The 21,803-nt window shown below is 71.4% G+C and carries 18 protein-coding genes; 4 read left to right on the forward strand and 14 right to left on the reverse strand.

Features of this window, described 5'->3' with window-relative positions; all coding sequences use genetic code 11:
- Positions 1–287 precede the first annotated feature (287 nt).
- Complete coding sequence (locus AACH11_RS01255; RefSeq protein ID WP_341372373.1) at positions 288–1,328, forward strand: ATP-binding protein; 1,041 nt, start codon at positions 288–290, stop codon at positions 1,326–1,328.
- 36 nt (positions 1,329–1,364) lie between these two features.
- Here AACH11_RS01255 and pyk read toward each other — a convergent pair whose 3' ends face one another.
- The 9 genes from pyk to def form a co-directional block, all read right to left on the reverse strand.
- Complete coding sequence (pyk, locus tag AACH11_RS01260) at positions 1,365–2,795, reverse strand: pyruvate kinase (protein WP_341372374.1); 1,431 nt, start codon at positions 2,793–2,795, stop codon at positions 1,365–1,367.
- A gap of 66 nt (positions 2,796–2,861) precedes the next feature.
- On the reverse strand, positions 2,862–5,192 hold the full coding sequence (locus AACH11_RS01265; protein ID WP_341372375.1) for an NADP-dependent malic enzyme: 2,331 nt from the start codon (positions 5,190–5,192) through the stop codon (positions 2,862–2,864).
- Between the two features lie 204 nt (positions 5,193–5,396).
- Positions 5,397–6,593, reverse strand: a complete 1,197-nt coding sequence (locus AACH11_RS01270) for a phosphoglycerate kinase (protein WP_341372376.1) — start codon at positions 6,591–6,593, stop codon at positions 5,397–5,399.
- 101 nt (positions 6,594–6,694) lie between these two features.
- Positions 6,695–7,030: an AzlD domain-containing protein gene (locus tag AACH11_RS01275; protein WP_341372377.1), complete on the reverse strand. Its 336-nt coding sequence runs from the start codon at positions 7,028–7,030 to the stop codon at positions 6,695–6,697.
- 19 nt (positions 7,031–7,049) lie between these two features.
- Positions 7,050–7,862, reverse strand: a complete 813-nt coding sequence (locus AACH11_RS01280) for an AzlC family ABC transporter permease (RefSeq protein ID WP_341372378.1) — start codon at positions 7,860–7,862, stop codon at positions 7,050–7,052.
- Between the two features lie 121 nt (positions 7,863–7,983).
- A complete protein-coding gene (locus tag AACH11_RS01285) occupies positions 7,984–8,508 on the reverse strand; it encodes a hypothetical protein (RefSeq protein ID WP_341372380.1) in 525 nt (174 codons plus the stop codon).
- 151 nt (positions 8,509–8,659) lie between these two features.
- Complete coding sequence (htpX, locus tag AACH11_RS01290; protein WP_341372381.1) at positions 8,660–9,505, reverse strand: zinc metalloprotease HtpX; 846 nt, start codon at positions 9,503–9,505, stop codon at positions 8,660–8,662.
- Positions 9,506–9,586: 81 nt separating this feature from the next.
- A complete protein-coding gene (fmt, locus tag AACH11_RS01295) occupies positions 9,587–10,564 on the reverse strand; it encodes a methionyl-tRNA formyltransferase (RefSeq protein WP_341372382.1) in 978 nt (325 codons plus the stop codon).
- A 19-nt stretch (positions 10,565–10,583) separates the two neighbouring features.
- On the reverse strand, positions 10,584–11,120 hold the full coding sequence (gene def / locus AACH11_RS01300; protein WP_341372383.1) for a peptide deformylase: 537 nt from the start codon (positions 11,118–11,120) through the stop codon (positions 10,584–10,586).
- 335 nt (positions 11,121–11,455) lie between these two features.
- Between def and AACH11_RS01305 the strand changes: the two genes are divergently transcribed.
- The 3 genes from AACH11_RS01305 to AACH11_RS01315 all read left to right on the forward strand — a co-directional run bounded on the left by AACH11_RS01305 (position 11,456) and on the right by AACH11_RS01315 (position 14,583).
- On the forward strand, positions 11,456–12,655 hold the full coding sequence (locus AACH11_RS01305; RefSeq protein WP_341372384.1) for a LysM peptidoglycan-binding domain-containing protein: 1,200 nt from the start codon (positions 11,456–11,458) through the stop codon (positions 12,653–12,655).
- 31 nt (positions 12,656–12,686) lie between these two features.
- Positions 12,687–13,973 carry a DNA-processing protein DprA gene (gene dprA, locus AACH11_RS01310; protein ID WP_341372385.1) on the forward strand — a complete coding sequence of 429 codons (1,287 nt, stop codon included), beginning with the start codon at positions 12,687–12,689 and terminating at the stop codon, positions 13,971–13,973.
- Positions 13,974–14,130: 157 nt separating this feature from the next.
- Positions 14,131–14,583, forward strand: coding sequence for a Smg family protein (locus tag AACH11_RS01315; protein WP_341372386.1), 453 nt, complete (start codon positions 14,131–14,133; stop codon positions 14,581–14,583).
- A 72-nt stretch (positions 14,584–14,655) separates the two neighbouring features.
- Here the strand turns inward: AACH11_RS01315 and AACH11_RS01320 are convergent, their stop codons facing one another.
- From AACH11_RS01320 to AACH11_RS01340, 5 genes are all read right to left on the reverse strand, one after another.
- A complete protein-coding gene (locus AACH11_RS01320) occupies positions 14,656–17,052 on the reverse strand; it encodes a DUF1631 family protein (protein ID WP_341372387.1) in 2,397 nt (798 codons plus the stop codon).
- Positions 17,053–17,089: 37 nt separating this feature from the next.
- Entirely contained in the window at positions 17,090–18,139 is a 1,050-nt protein-coding gene (secF, locus tag AACH11_RS01325; RefSeq protein ID WP_341372388.1) for a protein translocase subunit SecF, read from the reverse strand.
- A gap of 31 nt (positions 18,140–18,170) precedes the next feature.
- Positions 18,171–20,081: a protein translocase subunit SecD gene (secD, locus tag AACH11_RS01330; protein ID WP_341372389.1), complete on the reverse strand. Its 1,911-nt coding sequence runs from the start codon at positions 20,079–20,081 to the stop codon at positions 18,171–18,173.
- Positions 20,082–20,266: 185 nt separating this feature from the next.
- Complete coding sequence (gene yajC, locus AACH11_RS01335; protein ID WP_341372390.1) at positions 20,267–20,596, reverse strand: preprotein translocase subunit YajC; 330 nt, start codon at positions 20,594–20,596, stop codon at positions 20,267–20,269.
- Between the two features lie 212 nt (positions 20,597–20,808).
- On the reverse strand, positions 20,809–21,750 hold the full coding sequence (locus tag AACH11_RS01340) for a tetratricopeptide repeat protein (protein WP_341372391.1): 942 nt from the start codon (positions 21,748–21,750) through the stop codon (positions 20,809–20,811).
- Positions 21,751–21,803: the final 53 nt, after the last annotated feature.

Genomic DNA, 21,803 nt, shown 5'->3' on the forward strand with positions numbered 1-21,803 from the left:
GCGGCAGCGTGCCTCGACGCAGGAGTGCGGTGGCGGTGTGCTGCCGGCGGCCTGGGGGTCAGCCCCGGCTCTCGTAACCCTGCCGTAACTGCGCAAGATTGTATCGGCGCGGTGCTGCCCCAGCACCCGCAGCCCTGGGGGGGCGGGTGTGCATCCTGCCCGCCCCGGGCTGCGCATGCGCAGGGGACTGACCGGCCGTAGCGGCGGTATTCCGGTGCTCGGTCGCGCTGCGCCGGGCGCAGACTGCCGCTTGCCCGTGGCCGCTGCGGCCGTGGGGGAGACTGCGCATGCGCCGACATCTGCTCAACGAGGCGACCACCTGGATCACCGAGGCCGCGCTCGCCGATCCCTGCCTGCTGCGGGCCCATCTGGCGCGCCGGCTGCAGCTGGGCCAGCGCGCAGCGGCGGCCGTGCTGGCCCAGCTCGAACAGGCGCAGTGGCTGTGCAACGACGGCACGGCGCGGCGGCCGCTGTACCGGCCGGGCGCGATGCGTCAGGTGGTGCGCCAGTACCCGCTGGCCGGGCTGCAGGAGGACCTGCCCTGGCTGCGCGACTTCCTGCCCTGCTTCGCCTTCGGTGACGCGCTGGCCGCCGCGGTCCAGCATGTGTTCAGCGAACTGCTGAACAACGCGGTCGATCACAGCGGCGGCTCGCGGGTGACGGTGTCGCTGCGCCAGACCCCGCTGCAGGTGCAGCTGCTGGTCTCGGACGACGGCTGCGGCCTGTTCGAGGCGGTCGGCCGGGCCCACGGCATCGACGATCCGCTGCTGGCCATGCTGGAGCTGTCCAAGGGCAAGCTGACCAGCGCGCCGGAGCGCCACAGCGGGCGCGGCCTGTTCTTCGCGTCGCGCCTGGCCGATGTCTTCGAGCTGCATGCGAATGGCCGCAGCTTCCAGCACCGGCACTGGCAGCCCTGTCTGTGGCGGCCGGGCTCGCGGCCGGTCGGTGCGGCGGGCAGTTCGGTCTACGCGGCCTTCGGTGCCGCGCAGCCGCGCAGCGTCGACGCGCTGCTGCGCGAGCACAGCCTGGACGGCCAGGGCTACGGCTTCGAACGCACCGTGGTGCCGGTGGGCCTGCTGCAGGCGCCCGGTGTCGGCCTGGTCTCGCGGGCCCAGGCGCGGCGCGTGGCCGCGCGTCTGCAGGACTTCCGCGAGGTGGTGCTGGACTTCGCCGGCCTCGACGAGGTCGGTCATGCCTTCGTCGACGAGCTGTTCCGGGTCACGCGACCGATGGCCGATGCCGCGGGCCGCGCGCCGGTGCTCGTCCCCGCCAACATGGCGCCGCGGGTGGCGGCGCTGGTCGGCGCGGTGCGCGAGGGGCGTGGCTGAGGCCGTCCCGCGCTCCTGTCGCGTCGTCTGCGCGGCTCAGTGCACGCGGCAGATCTTGAGCATGTTGGTGCCGCCCGGATAGCCCATCGGTTCACCGCAGGTGATCGCATAGGTGTCGCCCGGACGCAGCACGCCGCGCGCCACCAGCAGGCGCTCGGCCTCGGCCAGCGCGCTGTCGCGGTCGCTCATCGCCGGCATCAGCATCGGGCGCACGTTGCGGTAGAGCGCCATGCGCGACTGCGACGTCGCCTGGCTGGTCAGGCCGAAGATGGGCACGCGGATGTTGTGGCGGCTCATCCACAGCGCGGTCGAGCCCGACTCGGTCAGCGCGATGATGGCCTTGCAACCGAGGTGATGGGCGGTGAAGAGCGCGCCCATCGCGATCGACTGGTCGATGCGGCCGAAGTGCTTGCTGGTGAAGTCGGCGTCCAGCTGCACGTCCTCGGCGCGCTCGGCCTCCAGCGCGATGGTGGCCATCTGCTCGACCGTCTCCACCGGGTACTTGCCGGCGGCGGTCTCGGCGCTGAGCATCACCGCATCGCTGCCGTCGAGCACCGCGTTGGCGACGTCGGAGACCTCGGCGCGGGTGGGCACCGGGTTGACGATCATGCTCTCCATCATCTGCGTGGCGGTGATGGTCAGCTTGTCCATCTCGCGCGCCATGCGGATCATCTTCTTCTGCAGCGCCGGCACGGCGGCGTTGCCGACCTCGACCGCCAGGTCACCGCGGGCGACCATGATGCCGTCGGAGGCCTTGAGGATGGCCTCCAGCTGCGGAATCGCCTCGGTGCGCTCGATCTTGGCGATCATGCAGGGCTTGTGGCGATACGGCTCACCGGCGACGTTGGCCAGCTGGCGCGCCATCTCCATGTCGGTGGCGTTCTTGGGGAAGCTCACCGCCAGGTAGTCGCACTGGAAGGACATCGCGGTCTTGATGTCCTCCATGTCCTTGGCGGTCAGGGCCGGGGCGGTCAGGCCGCCGCCCTGCTTGTTGATGCCCTTGTTGTTGGACAGCTCGCCGCCGATCTTGACGCGCGTGTGGACCTGGTTGCCCTGCACCGAATCGACGGTCAGCACCAGCAGGCCGTCGTTGAGCAGCAGCGTGTCGCCGGGCTTCACGTCGCGCGGCAGTTCCTTGTAGTCCAGGCCCACGCACAGGTCGTCGCCCGGCTCGGTGCGCGAGGCGTCGAGGATGAAGGGCGCGCCGGGCACCAGCATCGTCTTGCCTTCGGCGAACTTGCCGACGCGGATCTTCGGGCCCTGCAGGTCGGCCATCAGCGCGACCGTCTTGCCGATCTTGGCGGCGACGCTGCGCACGAGGGTGGCGCGGTCGATGTGGTCCTGCGCCTTGCCGTGGCTGAAGTTCAGGCGCACGACATCGACGCCGGCCCGCAGCAGCCGCTCCAGCACGTCCGGATCGCTGGAGGCGGGGCCGAGGGTGGCGACGATCTTGGTGGCGCGGGGCATGGGGCTTGTCTCTCGTGCATGTGAGGGGGGTGGCCGGCATTATCCGGCCCCCCCGGGCCCCGCGGGTTACTTCCCCGTTTCTTTCGCGGCGGCCACGTCGGCCACCGCCAGCGCCGTCATGTTGACGATGCGGCGCATCGTCGCCGACGGCGTCAGGATGTGCGCCGGCCTGGCCGCGCCCAGCAGCATCGGGCCGACGGTCACGCCTTGGCCGCCGGTCATCTTCAGCACGTTGAACAGCACGTTGGCGGCGTCGATGTTGGGCAGCAGCAGCAGGTTGGCGCTGCCGTTCAGACCGTTGCCCGGCAGGTAGCTGGCCCGGATGTCCTCGGACAGCGCGGCGTCGCCCTGCAGCTCGCCTTCGCTCTCGATGTCGGGCGCCAGCTGCTGGAACAGCGCATGGGCCGCGCGCATGCGGCGGGCCGACTCGCGCTGCGAGCTGCCGTAGGTCGAGTGGCAGACGAAGGCGACCTTGGGCGGCAGGCCGAAGCGGCGCATCTCCTGCGCGGCCATCAGCGCGATGTCGGCCAGCTCCTCGGCCGTGGGCTGCTCGTTGATCTGGGTGTCGGCGATGAACAGCGTGTGCTGGTCCAGCAGCAGCGCGTTCATCGCGGCCAGGGTGCGCACGCCCTCGCGCGGGCCGATCAGGCGGCGCACGTGTTCCAGGTGCTGGTCGTAGCGGCCGACCAGGCCGCACAGCATCGCGTCGGCCTCGCCGCGCTGCAGCATCAGCGTCGAGAACAGCGTCTTGCTGCGGCGCACCGCCGCCTCGGCGATGGCCGGCGACACGCCATCGCGCGCCATCTCCCGGTGGTACTGGCGGGCGTAGTCGGCCAGCCGCGGGTCATGCTCGGGATCGATCAGCTCGAAGTCGCGACCGGGCTGCAGACGCAGGCCCGCACGCTCGATCTGTGCGCTCACCACCGCCGGCCGGCCGATCAGCACCGGGCTGGCCAGGCGCTCGTCGAGCACCACCTGCACCGCGCGCAGCACGCGCTCGTCCTCGCCCTCGGCATAGACCACGCGGACCGGACGTTGGGCCTGCGCCGCCTTGGCGGTGGCGAAGACCGGGCGCATCACCATGCCCGTCTGGTAGACGTAGTGGGTCAGGCTGTCGCGGTAGGCATCGAGGTCGGCGATCGGGCGCGTGGCCACGCCGGACTCGGCCGCCGCCTGCGCCACGGCCGGCGCGATGCGCAGGATCAGCCGCGCGTCGAAGGGCTTGGGGATGATGTAGTCGGGGCCGAACTTCAGCTCCTGGCCGGCATAGGCGGCGGCCACCTCGTCCGAGGTCTCGGCCTTGGCCAGCGCGGCGATCTCGCGCACGCAGGCCAGCTTCATCGCTTCGTTGATCGTCGTCGCGCCGCAGTCGAGCGCGCCACGGAAGATGTACGGGAAGCACAGGACGTTGTTGACCTGGTTCGGATAATCCGAACGGCCCGTGGCCACGATGGCGTCCGGCCGCGCGGCCTTGGCCAGCTCGGGGCGGATCTCGGGCTCGGGGTTGGCCAGCGCCAGGATGATGGGCTGGCGGCCCATCGTGCCCACCATGTCGGGCGTCAGCACGCCGGCGGCCGAGCAGCCGAGGAACACGTCGGCACCGACGATGGCCTCGGCCAGCGTCTTCGCCTCGGTGTGCTGGCAGTAGCGCTGCTTGCTCTCGTCGAGCTTGCCGGCCTCGACGTCGGCGCGGCCGACGCGGATCACGCCCTTGCTGTCGATGACGGTGATGTTGGCCGTCTTCACGCCCAGGCCGACCATCAGGTCCAGGCAGGCGATGGCGGCGGCGCCGGCGCCCGAGGCCACCAGCTTGACCTCGCCGATAGGCTTGCCCACCAGCTCCAGCGCGTTCAGCAGCGCGGCCGAGCTGATGATGGCCGTGCCGTGCTGGTCATCGTGGAAGACGGGGATCTGCAGCCGGTCGCGCAGCGCGCGCTCGATCTGGAAGCACTCGGGGGCCTTGATGTCCTCGAGGTTGATGCCGCCGAGCGTGGGCTCCAGCGCGGCGATGATCTCGATGAGCTTCTCGGGATCCTTCTCGGCCAGCTCGATGTCGAAGACGTCGATGCCGGCGAACTTCTTGAACAGGCAGCCCTTGCCCTCCATCACCGGCTTGCCGGCCAGCGGGCCGATGTCGCCCAGGCCCAGCACGGCGGTGCCGTTGGTGATCACGCCGACCAGATTGCCGCGGCTGGTGTATTCGGCGGCCAGCGTCGGGTCGTGCTCGATGGCGGTGCAGGCGTAGGCCACGCCGGGCGAATAGGCCAGGCTCAGGTCACGCTGGTTGACCAGCGGCTTGGTCGGCGTGACGGCGATCTTGCCGCGCGTCGGCGCGCGGTGGTATTCGAGGGCGGCGTCGCGCAGGGCCTGTTCGGCCGGGGTCAGGTCGTGGGGCATGGGCGAGGGAGACGCGGGCGGCGGGCCCGTCTGTTCCAGAAAGGGAGGCGCAGATTACTGCGCCCGTCCCCCCGTCACATGCGTGTTGTCCGCAGCCACGGCCTGCGAAACGCGGGGTCATGCAGGCCCTGTGCAGCATCCATGCACAAGTGGCATGACCCCGAAAGGCCGCGGCAGCAGAACGCGCGCGGCCGGCGCGCGCGGTCAGCCCGCCGCGCGCTTCGTCAGGATCTCGAAGGCCGGCAGGGTCTTGCCTTCCAGCACCTCCAGGAAGGCGCCGCCGCCGGTGGAGATGTAGCCCACGTCCTTCTCGATGCCGTACTTGGCGATCGCGGCCAGCGTGTCGCCACCGCCGGCGATGCTGAAGGCGCTGCTCTCGGCGATGGCCCGGGCCACGACCTGGGTGCCGTTGGCGAAGGCGTCGAACTCGAACACGCCGACCGGGCCGTTCCAGACGATGGTGCCGGCGGCCTTGAGCTTGTCGGCCAGGATGGCGGCGGTCTTGGGGCCGATGTCCAGGATCAGGTCGTCGTCGGCCACGTCGGTGGCGGCCTTGACGGTGGCCGGCGCATCGGCGGCGAAGGCCTTGGCCGTCACCACGTCGACGGGGATGGGCACCTCGGCGCCACGGGCCTTCATGGCCTCGATCACGGCGGTGGCCTCGGCCAGCAGATCGGGCTCGGCCAGGCTCTTGCCGATCTTCAGGCCGGCGGCCAGCATGAAGGTGTTGGCGATGCCGCCGCCGACGATCAGGCCGTCCACATTGGCCGACAGCGACTTCAGGATGGTCAGCTTGGTCGACACCTTGGAGCCGGCGACGATGGCCACCAGCGGGCGCTTCGGCTGGGCCAGCGCCTTGCTGATGGCGTCGATCTCGGCGGCCAGCAGCGGGCCGGCGCAGGCGACCTTGGCGAACTGGGCGATGCCGTAGGTCGTGCCCTCGGCGCGGTGGGCGGTGCCGAAGGCGTCGTTGACGTAGATGTCGCACAGCGCGGCCATCTTCTTCGCCAGGTCTTCGCTGTTCTTCTTCTCGCCCTTGTTCAGGCGGCAGTTCTCCAGCATCACCAGCTGGCCGGGGGCGACGTCGACGCCGTTCTCGACCCAGTTGGCCACCACCGGCACCTCACGGCCCAGCAGCTCGCCCAGGCGGCGGGCGACGGGGGCCAGCGAATCCTCGGGCTTGAACTCGCCCTCGGTCGGGCGGCCCAGGTGGCTGGTGACCATCACCGCGGCGCCGGCCTTCAGCGCCAGCTCGATGGCGGGCACCGACGCGCGGATGCGGGTGTCTTCGGTGATGTTCCCGGCATCGTCCTGCGGCACGTTCAGGTCGGCGCGGATGAACACGCGCTGGCCCTGGACCTTGCCCTGCTGGACCAGTTCGTCGAGACGGAGGATCTTCATGGTGTTGCCCCTGTGGGGTGGCGGTGGGTTGGAAGGCGGCAGCGGGCGCGCGGCCCGGACAACCCGCGAGTTTGGCACGCCCGCCCTGGCGGCAGCCTGAATCACCACCCCAGAACGAGGCGGCACAGCAGCATCACCGATGTGCCCGCGACGATGGTCCCCAGCATCTCCCGCCGCCAGTGCAACCACGCCAGCGCGGCCGCCGCGCCGGCCAGCCGCGGATCCTGCCAGGTGCGGATGAACTGGCCGTCCAGCGTCAGCAGCTCGGGCAGCAGCACGGCCAGCAGCGCGCCGATCGGTGCATAGCGCAGGCCCTGGCGCAGGCGCTCGGGCAAGGGCAGGCTGCGCCGCGGCAGGACGAAGAAGCCGCGCGTGGCCACCGAGACCACGGCCAGTCCGGCGATCGCCAGGGCGGCTTCGAGCGCATCCATTCTCATCGGGGGCTCCGGTGGCCGCTCACGGCCGTTGTCCTGCGTCGAGCGTGCGCCGCGTGCCGGCCGGCATGGCATCGACGGCCAGGCCGACGGCCACGGCCACCGTCATCGCCACCAGCAGGTGCAGGCGCAGCGGCAGGCCGAGCGCCAGCAGCGCGGCCGAGCCCGACAGCAGCGCCGGCAGCCAGGTGCGTCGTTCGGCCAGCAGGCCCCAGGTCATGCCCAGCAGGGCGACCGTGCCGGCGAAGCCCAGGCCCCAGTGCTCGGGGATCTGGTGCGAGGCGGCGATGCCCAGCAGCGAGCCCAGGTGCCAGGAGCCGGCGTTGACCACCACGCCGCCCCAGAAGTACGGCAGCTGGCCGGGCGCGGCCACCGGGTCCGGCCAGCGGCGCATGAAGTACAGGTAGTTCCAGTCGGCGGCCCAGTAGCTGGCCCAGGCGCGCTGGCGCCGCGGCAGGTGCTGCAGGAACGGCCGCCACTGCGTGCTGTAGACGACGAAGCGCAGGTTCAGGCACAGCGCGGTCAGCCAGACCATCCAGACCGGTGCGCCGCTGGCGAACATCGGTGCGGTGGCCAGCTGGGCCGTGCCCGAGAACACCAGCAGCGAGCAGGCCAGCGCCGCCAGCGTGCCCATGCCGCTGTTGACCATGGCCACGCCGGTGACCAGACCCCAGGCGAAGATGCCGAGCGCCATGCCGCGCATCTCGTGTGCGCCTTCGCGGAACTGCGGGTGGCGCCACAGGGCGCTGCCCCGGCGGCGCATCCCCTGCGGGCGCGGCGGCCGCCGGACGTGGGCGGGCGGGGCGATCGGGGCGCGGGTCGGGGCGTCGGCCATGGGCGATTGTGGCCGCCGCCCCTGCCGCCTGGCCGTCCGGCGGCTCTGCGTGGTCGCGTGCGCCGACTGCAGTGCTGCGGGGAGCCCGTCGGCCCGCACGCGCGGTAGACGCGGCGGCGACTCAGTGCGCGGCCTTGCCGCCGCTCTTGGCCGGCGCGGACTCGGTGTCTTCCTCGTCCTCGCCGTTCTCCTCGGCTTCGGCCTTCTTGCGTGCGGCCTCCTTGCGGGCCTTGGCCTCGGCGGCCTTGGCGGCGCGAGCGGCCGACGCCTTCTCCTCGGCGGCCGCGGCTTTTTCTTCCTCGGTCGGCTCCGGCGGGGGCGGGGGCACGACGGGGCTGATCGGTTCGATCTTGTTCTCCGTCATGTACTCGTTCATCTCGCGCCAGCCGGTGTAGATGGCGGCGCGGTCGAGCCGCGGATTCAGGCTGTAGCAGTCCTCGATCGCGCGGCCGGCGTGCCGGCAGGCGGCGCCGGTGGCCTTGGCGTCGGCCTCGCGCTTGGCGGCGTTCAGGCCGGGGGTCTGGATGCCGAGCTGCGTGCCGACCTGGTCACAGCCGCCCAGGCCCAGCAGCAGCGGCAGCAGCCAGGGCAGCACCCGGACGGACGCGGCGGCGGATGAGGGGGCAGGGCGGGGGCGGACGGACATGCCCCGTTGTCGGTCGTGCCCGCATCCGACTTGAGCGGCGCGTGGGCCGTCGATCGGTGAATCAGCGGCCGTGCCGCCGGTCCGGGATCCACGTCGCTGGCCTGTTCGCGGTGTGACGGCGGGCGCGGCCCCGTCCGTCCTCGTCGTCGGCTCAGCCGCGGGCCATCGCCATCAGGCGGGCGATCCGCTCCTCGGTCGCCGGGTGGGTGGAGAACAGGCCTGCCAGCCCGCCGCCCGACAGCGGATTCATGATCATCATCTGCGCCGTCTCGGGATGGGCCTGGGCCGGGGGCAGCGGGATGCCCTGCGCATGGCGGTGGATCTTGTCGAGCGCCGACGCCAGCGCGGCCGGATCGCCGGAGATCTCCGCCCCGCCGCGGTCGGCCTCGAACTCGCGCGCACGGCTGATCGCCATCTGGATCAGGCTCGCCGCCAGCGGGGCCAGCAGGGCGACCAGCAACCCGGCGATCGGGTTGGTGGGGCGGCCCTCGCTGTCGCGCGGGCTGAACATCATGCCGAAGTTGGCCAGCATCGAGATCGCGCCGGCCATCGTCGCGCTGACGGTCGAGATCAGGATGTCGCGGTGCCGGACGTGGGCCAGCTCGTGGGCCATCACGCCGCGCAGCTCGCGTTCGCTGAGCACGCGCAGGATGCCGGTGGTCGCCGCCACGGCCGCGTTCTCGGGGTTGCGCCCGGTGGCGAAGGCATTCGGCGCGTCCTCCTGGATCAGGTAGACGCGCGGCATCGGCAGCTGGGCGCGCTGCGCCAGTTCGGCGACCATCCGGTAGAACTGCGGCGCGGTGGTCTCGTCGACCTCCTGTGCGTTGTACATGCGCAGCACCATGCGGTCGCTGAACCAGTAGCTGAAGAAGTTCATCCCCAGCGCGACCGCCAGCGCCAGCATCATGCCGGCGCGGCCGCCCAGCCACTGGCCGATGGCCATGAACAGCGCGGTGATGGCCGCCATCAGCACGGCCGTCTTCAACAGATTGAACATGGGCGACAGGCCGGTCCCGGCAGCGACGGCCCGCATCCCGGGCCTGGATGCCGCGTCAGATCGGGGCCGGCGGCCGGAAGTTCAAGCCGATCCGTCCGCGACCAGCCGCTGGCCGGCCAGATCGGGCTGCGCCTGCTGCCAGGCCGCCACCGGCTGGCGCCGGCCGCCCGGGCGCTGGACCGTCAGCACGGCCAGGCGCGAGCCGTCGCCGCAGGCCACACAGACCTGGTCCGGCGTGGCGTCCAGCACCGTGCCCGGCTCGGCCGCGGCACGCGCGCGGTCCGCCGGCAGCGCCTGCGCCGACCAGACCTTGATGGTCTCGCCGGCGGCGGTGCTGAAGCTGGCCCCGGGGAAGGGGTCGAAGGCGCGCACGCGGCGCGCGATCGCCTCGGCCGGCTGGCGCCAGTCGATCGCCGATTCGGCCTTCTCGATCTTGTGCGCGTAGCAGACGCCCGCTTCGGGCTGCGCGATCGCCGTCGGCCAGGGGGCGCCGGCCAGCAGCTCCACGCACAGACGGCCGCCGAGCACGGCCAGCCGGTCGTGCAGCGTGGCCGTTGTGTCGTCCGGCTGGATCGGTTCCTCGGCCACGCTCAGCATCGCACCGGTGTCCAGGCCCTCGTCCATCTGCATCAGCGTGATGCCGGTCCGGGCATCGCCGGCCTCGATCGCGCGGTGGATCGGCGCCGCCCCACGCCAGCGCGGCAGCAGCGAGGCATGGATGTTGATGCAGCCGCGCGGCGGCAGCGCCAGCGTCCAGCGCGGCAGGATCAGCCCGTAGGCCGCGACCACCATCAGCTCGGCGCCACAGGCGGCGAGGCGGCGCTGGGCGTCGGCCGCGTCCTCCGGCCAGCGGCCGTCCAGACGCAGACTGCGCGGCTGGGCCACCTCCAGCCCGTGGGCCAGGGCCAGCTGCTTGACCGGCGAGGCCTGCAGCTTCATGCCGCGGCCCGCGGGGCGGTCGGGCTGGGTCAGCACCAGCGGCACCTCATGGCCGGCGGCCAGCAGGGCGCGCAGGGCTTCGGCGGCGAACTCGGGCGTGCCGGCGTAGATGATGCGCATCGTCGTGACGCCGATGGCCTCAGAAGCCGCGCCGCGGCGCCGGCCGTGCGGCCTGCTCGTCGCGGGTGCGCTTGAGCATCTTGGTCTTGATGCGTTCGCGCTTGAGCGGGCTCAGGTATTCGACGAAGACCTTGCCCAGCAGATGGTCCATCTCGTGCTGGACGCAGACCGATTCCAGCCCCTCGGCCGAGAACTCCCAGGGCTGGCCGTCGCGGTCGAGCGCCCGCACGGTCACGCGCGCATGGCGCTGGACCTGGTCGTAGATCTGGGGCACCGACAGGCAGCCCTCGTCGCCGGTCTTGAGTTCGGCGCTGGCGCTGACGATCTCGGGGTTGATCAGCACCTTGGGCTGGTCACGGGACTCGGAGGTGTCGATCACGATCACCCGCTCGTGCACGTCGACCTGGGTCGCGGCCAGGCCGACGCCCTCGGCCTCGTACATGGTCTCGAGCATGTCGTCGACCAGGCGGCGGATGCGGTCATCGACCTGGGTCACCGGACGGGCGACGGTGTGCAGGCGGGGATCGGGAAAGCGCAGGATGGAAAGCAGGGCCATGGTGGCAGAGGCGGATGCGGAAAGAGGGGCGTCGTCGGCAGGCGTCTTCACCCGCGGTGACCGCACGGGCGGGCTCACCGCCGGGGCGCCCGTTTCATTGCGGCATCAAGGGTTTATCGGCAGAATCTACCGCACAGCATGAGCATGCGGTGCCGGCGACGGCGGCCCGCCGCGTCCGTTTCCGGCCGCAACGGCAGGCCGCGTCGGGCGTGGAGTCACCGCGATGCCCGCGGACGCGGGCCGAGGCGGGGCCCTCCGCGGCCCGTCGTCACACCGCGTGCACGGTGCACGCATGATCCAATTGTCGCACCGGCCCCTCCCTGGAGATCGAGAACATGGTTACACGCGCGCGCCGTGCGCCGTCTGAGTCCACCGGCAGCCCGCGCGAACGCCCTGCGGCCGATCGGCGTGGAGGTCTGGCCGCGGTCGTGGCCGGCGCCCTGCTGTCGGCCGCACTGCCGGCCTTCGCCGCCTTGCCGGTGCTGCCCCAGCAGCGGGCCACCGCCCAGCAAGTCGCCCAGGCCGGTGTGCCGCTGTCCGAACTGGCGCCCGATGCGCCCGACAGCTACACGGTCAAGCGGGGTGACACGCTGTGGGACATCTCCCGACTGTTCCTGCGCTCGCCCTGGCGGTGGCCCGAGCTGTGGGGCATGAATCTGCAGCAGATCCGCAACCCGCACCTGATCTACCCGGGCCAGTTGCTGGAGCTGGAGCGGGTCGATGGCCGGGCGCGTCTGCGCATGGGCCGTCGCGACGGCGCCAGTGGACTGCCCACCGTGCGGCTGCAGCCCCGGGTGCGCAGCGCGCCGCTGGAGGATCCGGCGATCAGCGCGGTGTCGATGCAGGCCATCGCGCCCTTCCTCAACGAGGCCCAGGTGCTGACCCGCGAGCAGCTCGACGGCGCCCCGCGCATCGTCGCCACGCCCGACAGCCGCGTGCTGGTGACCGCCGGTCAGACCGCCTACGTGCGCGGCGATCTGCAGGGCGCCCGCGACTTCATGCTGTTCCGCGAGACACGACCGCTGGTCGATCCGCAGACCCGCGAGGTGCTGGGTTATGAGGCCGCCTTCGTCGGTACGGCCGAGTTCCAGCGGCCGGAGGACACGTCCGGCGCGCTGCCGGTGCCCGCCAGCTTCGTGCTGACCAGCGCCCGGCAGGAGGCCGGGGTCGGTGACCGCCTGGTGCCGCTGCCGCCCCGTGATTACGCGTCCTACGCGCCGCACGCGCCGCAAGCGCCCGTCGATGGCCGGGTGGTCTCGGTCTACGGCGAAGCCGTGGCGGGTGGCTCCAATCAGGTGGTGGCGATCAACCGCGGGACCCGTGACGGGCTGGAGCGTGGCCATGTGCTGGCCGTCTGGCGGGCAGGCAAGGCCGCGCGCGACACCACCCTCGCCGGTCCCGGTCAGGCGATCCAGCTGCCCGACGAGCGCAGCGGTCTGCTGTTCGTCTTCCGGACCTTCGATCGCGTGTCCTATGCGTTGATCGTCCAGGCGGTCGAGCCGGTGCGCGCGGGCGACCGTTTCAGCCAGCCCTGACGGCGCGGTGGCCGTGGACGCGTCTGACCCGATGCCCGCGGCCACCGTCGACGACGGGCTCGCCGACTGGTTGCGGCTGGCCCATTGCCCGGGTCTGTCGCGGGCCGCCGTGCGGCGCCTGCTGGCCCGCCACGGGCCGCCGGCCCAGGTGCTGCGTGCCGTGCTGCGCAGCCCGCACGGTGCCGACGAGACCGCGCGCGAGGCCTTGCTGGCGGCCCGCGAGGCCCACGCGGCCCGGTTGATCGAGGTCTCCCGCTGGCTCCAGGCCGATGCCCGTCATCGGGTGATGGCGCTGGACGACCCGGACTGGCCCGAGCCCTGGCTGCAGACCGCGGATCCGCCGCTGCTCGTCTATCTGGCCGGCGACGTCCGCTGTCTGGTGGCCCCGTCGGTGGCCATCGTCGGTTCGCGCCGGCCGACGCCGCAGGGGCGCGTGCACGCCCTCACGTTCGCCCGCGGCCTGGCCCGGCAGGGCTGGACGGTGGTGTCCGGTCTGGCCGCGGGCATCGACGCGGCGGCCCATGACGGCGCGCTTCAGGCCTTTGACGAGGCGTCCCCGTGCGCCGGGCGCACGATCGCCATCGTCGGGACCGGGCTGGACCAGGTCTATCCGCGGGCCCATCAGGCCTTGGCGCAGCGCATCACCGCGCACGGCCTGCTGGTCAGCGAGTACCCGCTGGGCACCCCCCCGCTGGCGCCGAATTTTCCGCGTCGCAACCGGCTGATCGCCGGGCTGAGCCGTGGCACGCTGGTGGTCGAGGCCGCGTTGCGCTCGGGCTCGCTGATCACCGCGCGGCTGGCGCTCGAAGCCGGTCGCGAGGTGATGGCGATCCCGGGCTCGGTGTTGGCCGAGCAGGCGGCCGGCTGCCACGCCTTGATCCGCGACGGTGCGGCCCTGGTCACCTCGGTCGAGGAGGTGGTCGCCGAACTCGGTCCGCTGGCGGGGCGCTGGGCCGCGGCGCCGCCCGCGTCGCCCGCGCTGTCGGCGTTGCCTGTTGCGCCTGACGCGGGGCCCGCTCCCTCGGCGGCCCGTGCGTCTCCCCGGCGCGCGGGGGCCACGGCGGCGCCGGCCGCTGTCGCACCGGAAGCGGCGGGCGATGCCGGCCGTGTGCCGGCCGCCGCGGTCGCGTCTGCGGCCGCCGACCTGCAGGACGCGGTGCTGCAGGCCCTCGGCCACGATCCGTTGGATCTCGACGCGCTGATCGACCGTTGCGGCTGGCCGGCCGCACGGCTGCAGGCCCACCTGATGACGCTGGAACTCGACGGCCGGGTGGCCCGCCTGCCCGGCGGGCTCTACCAGGCCCAGCGCCGCGCCTGAGTACGGGCGTCCTGAAACGTCCGCGATCGGGTGGGTTGCCGGATCCGGATCCAGGCGCGCCACCCCGCCACGGCAGGATGCGGTCCGTCCGGCGAGTGCCGCACAGGGCCTTGTTTCGTCGCCTTTCCCGGCCCGGGGGCTGGGTTATAGTGGTTTCATGTTCGAGGTGCTGGTCTACCTGTACGAAAACTACTGGCGTCCGGATGCCTGTCCGGAGCACGACCAGCTCACGCGCAAGTTGTCCGCGGTCGGCTTCGAGTCGGATGAGATCGAGGAGGCGCTGAGCTGGCTGGATGGTCTTGCGGCCAGCGCCGAGTCCTGCGAGTGGGCCCAGTCCAGCGACAGCCTGCGCGTCTACACCGCGGCCGAGATCGACCGCCTGGGTGAGGGCTCGATCGGCTTCATCAGCTTTCTTGAGTCGGCCGGCGTGCTGCCCCCCGCGATGCGGGAGGTGGTGATCGACCGTGCCACCGCCGTCGGTGAGTCGCCCCTGGCGCTCGAGGATCTGAAGGTCATCGTGCTGATGGTCTTCTGGAGTCTGGGCGAGGAGCCCGACGCGCTGATCCTCGACGAGCTCTTCGTCGACAGCGAAGACCGGTTGATCCACTGAGCCGAGCGGTGGCGCGCCTGGAACGGGCGGCCGCCACCGGGGTCGCGACGGCGCCTCTCCGGCCCCCTCGCGTCAGGACGCCATCAGCCGGGACGGGTCCGCGTCGAGCTTGGCCAGCGCCGTGCGCGTGGCCTTGACCGTCAGCGATTCTTCCTGGACCGGCAGCAGCAGCCCGGCCTGCAGGAACGCCGCCAGACGCTGTTGCTGGAACAGCACGCAGCGGCCCGAGGTGGTCACGAACAGCGAGAGCTGGCGGCGCAGTCCGGTCCAGGCCAGCTGCACGTTCTCGGTCCGGTTGCGGTATTCCAGCTGGTACCAGCTGCCGACCAGCAGCTCGCGCGCCCAGGCGACCATCGGTGCCGTCGGGGCCGTGCCGCCTTCGGAGACCACCTCGAGTTCCGAGCTCTCGTGGCCGGACAGGTCCAGCACCAGGGATTCGTCGATCTGGATGTCCTCGGCGGCCGGCAGCAGCTCCTCCAGCGATTCCAGGCGTTCCTTGAGATCGCGCATGCGCTCGTTGGGGATGACGGCCGCCTTGGCGGTGAAGGCGGCGGCCAGCGCGGTGTTGACCGCCGTCAGGCGCTCGTCCTGCCGCTCCGGGCTCATGTTGGTCAGCACCATGCCGTCCTTCAGGCGCTTGAGCAGCAGCGGCAGGCGGCGGATGACCTCGGCGCGCTCCTCGCGCGTGACCTTGGCGCTGGCCGACCAGATCAGGTCGGCGGCCGCGCGCTTCATGTCCTTGGTCTCTTCGCTCTGCTTGCCGTAGCGCACGGCAGCGGTCGCCATCACGTCGGCCCAGACCTGGAACAGGAACTGGCGCACCCCCTCCTGCACCGGCACCTCGTTGAGCATGCGGCGCAACTCGATCGTGTACTGGATGGCCAGGGTCTCGCGCTGCTCAACCTGCTGGGCGAGCGACACGCCGCGCTTGCTGGGCTCGTGCTCGTTGCGGAAGAAGTGTTCGAGGAAGCGTTCGAACTCGACCAGCACGGTCTGGAACACGCGGTTGCCGGTGTCCGGATAGGCCTCGACGACCTGCACCACGCGCTTGATCTCCTTCTCGAGCGCGCTGCCGACCGCGCCGGCCGCCGAATCCAGACCCATGACGCAGGCGCCCATGCGGTCGATCAGGCGGCGTGCGGGATGGTCGAGGTTGGCGAAGAAGTCCGGCTCGCTGACGGCCACGCGCAAGACCGGCATCTGGAGACGGGCGAACCAGACGCGCACCGAGGCCGGGATGCGGTCCTCGGTCAGGATGCTCTGGAACATCATCGCGACGATCTCGATCGTCGCGCGCTCGCTCGGCGAATTGGCCGCGGCCTTCAGCGCCTGGTGCTCGCGGCGCAGGTCGTCGAGCACCGTCTGCACCGATGCCGAGCTGCCCAGGCCGCCGGTCGAGCCGGCACCGCGGACCTCGCCACCGGCGGGCACCACGCGGCGCTGGATCGAGCGCTGGGTGTTGCTGATGGCCGCGGCCAGTGCGGGCGAGACCGGGCGGGGGGCGTGGCTGGTCTTGGCGAAGCCGGGCACATGGCGCCCGACCAGCTGGTTCAGCCGGCCGACCACGGCCTCGGCCTGCTCGGGCCCGCGGGCCAGCGGCGCGGCGCGCGTCATCAGGCGCGTTTCGTCGCCGACCCCGGGCCAGGCGGCGTGGCCGGAGCGCGGACCTTGGCGGCCGGCGGTCAGTGGTGCCGTCGATCCGGTGTCGTCCCCCTGTCCGGGTGGGAACACGCTCGTGGTGCCTGGCAGCACCGACGTCGGACCCGTGACGTGCGGGGCGGTGGTGCCGCCGACGCCCGCGCCCCCTGCGTGGTTGTCCTGCCGGCGGATGAACGGGCGCAGGTCGATCTCCTGCAGGACCTTGTGGCCGGCCAGCCAGCGGTTGGCCTCGTGATAGGCCTCTTCGAGGAGGGCGGCGAACTCCTGGTGCAGCAGATGCTGGGCTTCGCGCCAGCCATCGGCGCTCAGGCCGGCGTTGCGCCAGGCGTCGAGCGCGACGCGCGCCAACGCGTGGGCGCGCAGCAGGTCATGGGTGTCGAGTTCGCCGCGCTGTTCGAGGTAGACGATGCGCGAGCGCAGATCGCTGAACTCCCAGGAGGCGCGGTCCATCATGGCCAGCGCCAGCCGCGACGTCAGGATCTCGCGTTCGATGGTGTCGTTGTCGACCAGGGAGAGCGAGGCCGACGGGTCCGGCAGGTCGATCGCCCGCCCGGGCTGGGCGTTGCCCTTCTCGTACAGGGCCTTCAGGCCCAGGCCCAGGCGCTTGTGCCACGCGGAAGCATGCTTGGCCAGATCGTCGACGAGATCGCGACGGCGCATCATGACCATGCGCTCGGCAGGCTTGTCCAGCATCGTGCGCGCACCGGTGCTGACGCGCATGACGAGCGGCGACAGTCCCTTGAGCAGCTGTTCGATGTAGGTGCGGCGGGCGCGACGGGCGAGTTGGGCGGGGGTGGCGGAAGACGCCATGTAGACCTGTTTCTGGTACGGCAGTACCCGTGTGACTCTATACCACCGCGCCCGCGTTGGGATCGTCCGGGTCCTGTGCCTTCTGCACGTTGGACTTGATCAGGTCCTCCCGCTTGACGCCGAGCCACATGGCGATGGCCGCAGCGACGAACACCGACGAATAGATGCCGAACAGGATGCCGATGGTCAGCGCGACGGCGAAATAGTGCAGCGTCGGGCCCCCGAAGAGCAACATCGCCAGCACCATCATCTGGGTGGAGCCATGGGTGATCACCGTGCGGCTCATCGTGCTGGTGATCGCGTGGTCGATCACTTCAGCGGTGGTCAGCTTGCGGTACTTGCGGAAGGCCTCGCGGATCCGGTCGAAGATCACCACCGACTCGTTGACCGAGTAGCCCAGCACCGCCAGCACCGCCGCCAGCACCGCCAGCGAGAACTCCCACTGGAAGAAGGCGAAGAAGCCCAGGATGATGATGACGTCGTGCAGGTTGGCGATGATCGCGGCCACCGCGAACTTCCATTCGAAGCGGATGGCCAGATAGATCATGATGCCGGCGACCACGAAAGCCAGGGCCTTGGCGCCATCGCTGGCCAGCTCCGAACCGACGGCCGGGCCGACGAACTCGGTGCGCGACAGGTGTACCGGCTCGGTCCCGCCGGCGGCGGTCATGCACGACGGGCGGCTGATCTGCTCCCCCTTGTCGGTGGTCTCGGTGCGCGTGGTCACGCTGCCGTTCTCGGCCTTGCACAAGGCCTCGAAGGCGCGGCTGGCGGTGGCGGCCTGATCGGCCGGCCGGGCCTCGCCACGCACCGGCAGGCGCACCAGCACGTCACGCGAGGTGCCGAAGTTCTGCACCTGGACCTCGCCGAGCTGCAGCGACTCGACGGCATGCCGGGTCTTCTCCAGATCGGCGGGCTGCGCGTACTGCACCTCCAGCACGGTGCCGCCGGTGAATTCGATCGACAGGTGCAGGCCCCGCGTGACCAGGAAGAAGACGGCCAGTGCGAAGGTGACGAAGCTGATGACGTTGAACACCAGCGCGTGCCGCATGAACGGGATATCGCGGCGGATGCGGAAGAACTCCATCGTGGGTCCTCGGTAGACGGCTGCGGGGGACTCAGGCCGGGGTCGACGGCGTATCGGCCGTCACCACGTCGGCTGCCGGGGGGGCGGCCGGCTTCCAGACCTGGCCGATCGACACGCCCTTGAGCTTCTTCTGGCGGCCATACCAGAGGTTGACCAGGCCGCGCGAGAACATCACCGCCGAGAACATCGACGTCAGGATGCCCAGGCAGTGGACGACCGCGAAGCCGCGCACGAAGCCCGAGCCGAAGGCCAGCAGTGCGACACCGGCGATCAGCGTCGTGATGTTGGAGTCCAGGATGGTCGCCCAGGCGCGCTCGTAGCCGGTGGCGATCGCGGTCTGCGGCGCCGCGCCGTTGCGCAGCTCCTCGCGGATGCGTTCGTTGATCAGCACGTTGGCGTCGATCGCCATGCCCAGGGTCAGGGCGATGGCGGCGATGCCCGGCAGCGTCAGCGTGGCCTGCAGCATCGACAGCACGCTCACCAGCAGCAGCAGGTTGAAGCCGAGCGCCAGCGTCGAGAACACGCCGAACATCAGGTAGTAGGTGCACATGAACACGGCGATGGCGGCAAAGCCGTAGGCCACCGACGAGAAGCCCATGCGGATGTTCTCGGCGCCCAGCGTCGGGCCGATGGTGCGCTCCTCGATGATCTCCATCGGCGCGGCCAGCGAGCCGGCGCGCAGCAGCAGCGCGGTGTCGCTGGCTTCCTGCGTCGTCATGCGGCCGCTGATCTGCACCCGGCCACCGGAGATCTCGCTGCGGATGACCGGCGCGGTCACGACCTCGCCCTTGCCCTTCTCGAACAGCAGGATGGCCATGCGCTTGTTGATGTTCTCGCGCGTGACGTCCCGGAAGATGCGCGCGCCCTTGGTGTCGAGCGTCAGGTGCACGGCCGGCTCGTTGCCGGCATTGCCGTCGAAGCCGGGCTGGGCGTCGGTCAGGTTCTCGCCGGTCAGGATGACCTGGCGGTAGACGATGATCGGCGTGCCGTCGCGCTCCAGGTAGCGTTCGCTGCCGAAAGGCACCGGGCCGCTGCCGCGCAGCGCGTCGAGGGCCTCGGCGCTGGCGTTGACCAGGCGCACCTCCAGCGTGGCGGTGCGGCCGATGATGTCCTTGGCGCGGGCCGTGTCCTGCACGCCCGGCAACTGCACGACCACGCGGTCGGCGCCCTGTTGCTGGATCACCGGCTCGGCGGTGCCGAGTTCGTTGACGCGGTTGTGCAGCGTGGTGATGTTCTGCTTGAGCGCGGCGTCCTGGATGCGCTTGGCGGCCTCGGGCTTGAGGCGGCCGGTCAGCTTCTGGCCTTCGGCGTCATCGGCCGGGGTCCAGGCCAGGTCGGGTTGCTGGGCTTCCAGCAGGCTGCGCGCCTGGGCGGCCAGGGCCGCATCGCGGAAGCGCACGACGACGTCGTTGCCCTCGCGGCTGATGCCCGCATGGCGCACCGACTTGTCGCGCAGCAGCTGGCGCACGTCGGCGGCGATCGAGTCGGCCTTGCGCGTCAGCGCGGCCTTCATGTCGACCTGCATCAGGAAGTGCACGCCACCGCGCAGGTCCAGGCCGAGGAACATCGGCAGCGCGTTGATGCGCTGCATCCAGGTCGGCGTGCGCGACAGCAGGTTCAACGCGACGATGTACGACGGGTCCTGGGCATCCGGATTCAGCGCCTTGACGATCGCGTCCTTGGCCTTGATCTGGTCGTCGGTGTTGCGGAAGCGGGCCTTGACCGTCGTGCCCTCGAATTGCACGAAGTCGGCCTGCAGGCCGGCGGCCGTCAGCGTCTGCTCGATGCGCGGCACGATGCCGGCGTCCAGCTTGAGCGTGGCCTTGGCACTGGAGACCTGGACGGCCGGCGCCTCGCCGTAGAGATTGGGCAGCGTGTAGAGGGCGCCGATCACCAGCGCCAGCGCCAGGATCAGGTACTTCCACCAGGGGTAGCGGTTCATCGTCGGGTCCTGGAGCAGGCGGGATCCACGCCTGCGGTGCGCCGGGCGCGGAGACGGGGTCGGCCGGGGCCGCCGTCGTGGCGACGGGCCGGCCTGCGCAGCGTGTGCAGGCCGGCCCGTCCGGGGTCTGAGCGTGCTTCCGGGCGGGCGGGCGTCAGGGCCGCCGGCCCGGCGGCGTCAGGCGGTCACTTGGACGCGCTGTAGGTGCCCTTGGGCAGCACCTGGATCACGGCGCTGCGCTGGATCTGCAGCTCGACACCGCCGGCCACTTCCACGTGCAGGATCGACTCGCCGATCTTGCTGATGCGGCCGACGACACCGCCGCCGGTCACCACCTCGTCGCCCTTGGCCAGGGCCTCGAGCATGGCCTTCATCTCCTTCTGCCGCTTCATCTGGGGGCGGATCATGATGAAGTACAGCACGACGAACATGGCCACCATGGGCAGCAGGCTCAGCAGGCTGTTCTCGCCACCGGTGGCACCGGCGGTCTGGGCGTAGGCATTGGAAATGAACATGTGGTCGTCAGTCTGTGTGCGCTTCGCCCGGGAAGGGGCGAACACGCGATTCTAGGCGGCGGGTGGTGCCGCGGTCGGCCGGCCACCCGCCGGTGCGGGCGGGGTTCGTCCGTGGTCGCGCCCCGCCATGCGAGCCGCCGGGTGGCGTGCGGGTTCCGTCCGGCCGCGGCGGGCCCGCGGCCTGCGGGCGTCCGCCCGGGCCGCAGGCAGGGTCAGAACAGCGCCATGCTGAGCTTGCGGCGGTACTGGTCGACCACCGGATCGCCGGCCGGCGCGGCCTGCTTGCCGGTCAGTTCCAGCGCGCCCTTGGCGGCGCCGGGCTCGGGCTTGGGCGGGGCCTTGGTGATCAGCTCCAGGATGGCGACGTAGGTCTTGCGGGCCAGCTGCCCGTTCCATTCCTTGTCGCGCATGATGATCTCGAGCAGCGCGTCCATCGCGTCGGTGAAACGGCCGACGGCCATCAGCAGCTGGGCCAGCTCGTGGCGGGCGTCGAAATCGCGGCGGTTGGCGTCGATGGCGGCCTGCAGGTCATGCGGACGGCGGCCGGTGGGCGCCTTCTCGCAGGCGTCCAGCCACAGGCCGAGGGCACTGATGCGCGGGTCGAAGGCGGCCTTGGAGGCCACCGGCAGCCAGGCCTGGCGGGCCTGGGCGACCTGGCCGGCCTCGATCAGCAGCTTGACGTAGTCGGTGCGCGCGGCGTCGTTGGCCGGATCGACGGCCACCGCCTCCTGCAGCTTGGCCAGGGCGCCGTCGACGTCGCCCTCGGCTTCCAGTGCTTCGGCCTGCTCGGTGTCGGCCGCGGCCTCGGCGGCGGCTTCGCTGGGCACATGGCGGTCGAGGAACTCGCGGATCTGGGCCTCGGGCAGGGCGCCGACGAAGCCGTCGACCGGCTGGCCCCGGCTGAACATCACGCAGAAGGGGATCGAGCGCACGCCGAAGGCCTGGCTGAGCTGGCCGGCGATCTCGGGCTGGTCATCGCTGTTGCACTTGGCCAGCTTGAAGCGGCCGCCGTAGTCGGCCTCCAGCTTCTCCAGCAGCGGGCCCAGGGCCTTGCAGGGGCCGCACCAGGGGGCCCAGATGTCCAGCAGCACCGGCTGCACCATCGAGGCCTGGATCAGCTCGGATTCGAAGTTCTGGATCGTGATGTCGGTCATGGGAGCACGCGTCGATGAGGGGGCACGGCGGTCGGGGCCGCGGCCCGCGCCGT

This window comes from Pseudaquabacterium rugosum (assembly GCF_038066575.1).
GTDB classification, from domain to species: Bacteria; Pseudomonadota; Gammaproteobacteria; order Burkholderiales; family Burkholderiaceae_C; genus Pseudaquabacterium; species Pseudaquabacterium rugosum.

What these genes read in the sequence shown, in the direction of transcription:
- AACH11_RS01285 (WP_341372380.1), bottom strand. Translation starts at nt 8,508, where the DNA reads ATGTCCGTCCGCCCCCGCCCTGCCCCCTCATCCGCCGCCGCGTCCGTC.
- yajC (WP_341372390.1), bottom strand. Translation starts at nt 20,596, where the DNA reads ATGTTCATTTCCAATGCCTACGCCCAGACCGCCGGTGCCACCGGTGGC.
- AACH11_RS01305 (WP_341372384.1), top strand. Translation starts at nt 11,456, where the DNA reads ATGGTTACACGCGCGCGCCGTGCGCCGTCTGAGTCCACCGGCAGCCCG.
- AACH11_RS01320 (WP_341372387.1), bottom strand. Translation starts at nt 17,052, where the DNA reads ATGGCGTCTTCCGCCACCCCCGCCCAACTCGCCCGTCGCGCCCGCCGC.
- pyk (WP_341372374.1), bottom strand. Translation starts at nt 2,795, where the DNA reads ATGCCCCGCGCCACCAAGATCGTCGCCACCCTCGGCCCCGCCTCCAGC.
- fmt (WP_341372382.1), bottom strand. Translation starts at nt 10,564, where the DNA reads ATGCGCATCATCTACGCCGGCACGCCCGAGTTCGCCGCCGAAGCCCTG.
- AACH11_RS01315 (WP_341372386.1), top strand. Translation starts at nt 14,131, where the DNA reads ATGTTCGAGGTGCTGGTCTACCTGTACGAAAACTACTGGCGTCCGGAT.
- AACH11_RS01265 (WP_341372375.1), bottom strand. Translation starts at nt 5,192, where the DNA reads ATGCCCCACGACCTGACCCCGGCCGAACAGGCCCTGCGCGACGCCGCC.
- def (WP_341372383.1), bottom strand. Translation starts at nt 11,120, where the DNA reads ATGGCCCTGCTTTCCATCCTGCGCTTTCCCGATCCCCGCCTGCACACC.
- AACH11_RS01255 (WP_341372373.1), top strand. Translation starts at nt 288, where the DNA reads ATGCGCCGACATCTGCTCAACGAGGCGACCACCTGGATCACCGAGGCC.
- AACH11_RS01280 (WP_341372378.1), bottom strand. Translation starts at nt 7,862, where the DNA reads ATGGCCGACGCCCCGACCCGCGCCCCGATCGCCCCGCCCGCCCACGTC.
- AACH11_RS01340 (WP_341372391.1), bottom strand. Translation starts at nt 21,750, where the DNA reads ATGACCGACATCACGATCCAGAACTTCGAATCCGAGCTGATCCAGGCC.
- secD (WP_341372389.1), bottom strand. Translation starts at nt 20,081, where the DNA reads ATGAACCGCTACCCCTGGTGGAAGTACCTGATCCTGGCGCTGGCGCTG.
- dprA (WP_341372385.1), top strand. Translation starts at nt 12,687, where the DNA reads ATGCCCGCGGCCACCGTCGACGACGGGCTCGCCGACTGGTTGCGGCTG.
- htpX (WP_341372381.1), bottom strand. Translation starts at nt 9,505, where the DNA reads ATGTTCAATCTGTTGAAGACGGCCGTGCTGATGGCGGCCATCACCGCG.
- secF (WP_341372388.1), bottom strand. Translation starts at nt 18,139, where the DNA reads ATGGAGTTCTTCCGCATCCGCCGCGATATCCCGTTCATGCGGCACGCG.
- AACH11_RS01275 (WP_341372377.1), bottom strand. Translation starts at nt 7,030, where the DNA reads ATGAGAATGGATGCGCTCGAAGCCGCCCTGGCGATCGCCGGACTGGCC.
- AACH11_RS01270 (WP_341372376.1), bottom strand. Translation starts at nt 6,593, where the DNA reads ATGAAGATCCTCCGTCTCGACGAACTGGTCCAGCAGGGCAAGGTCCAG.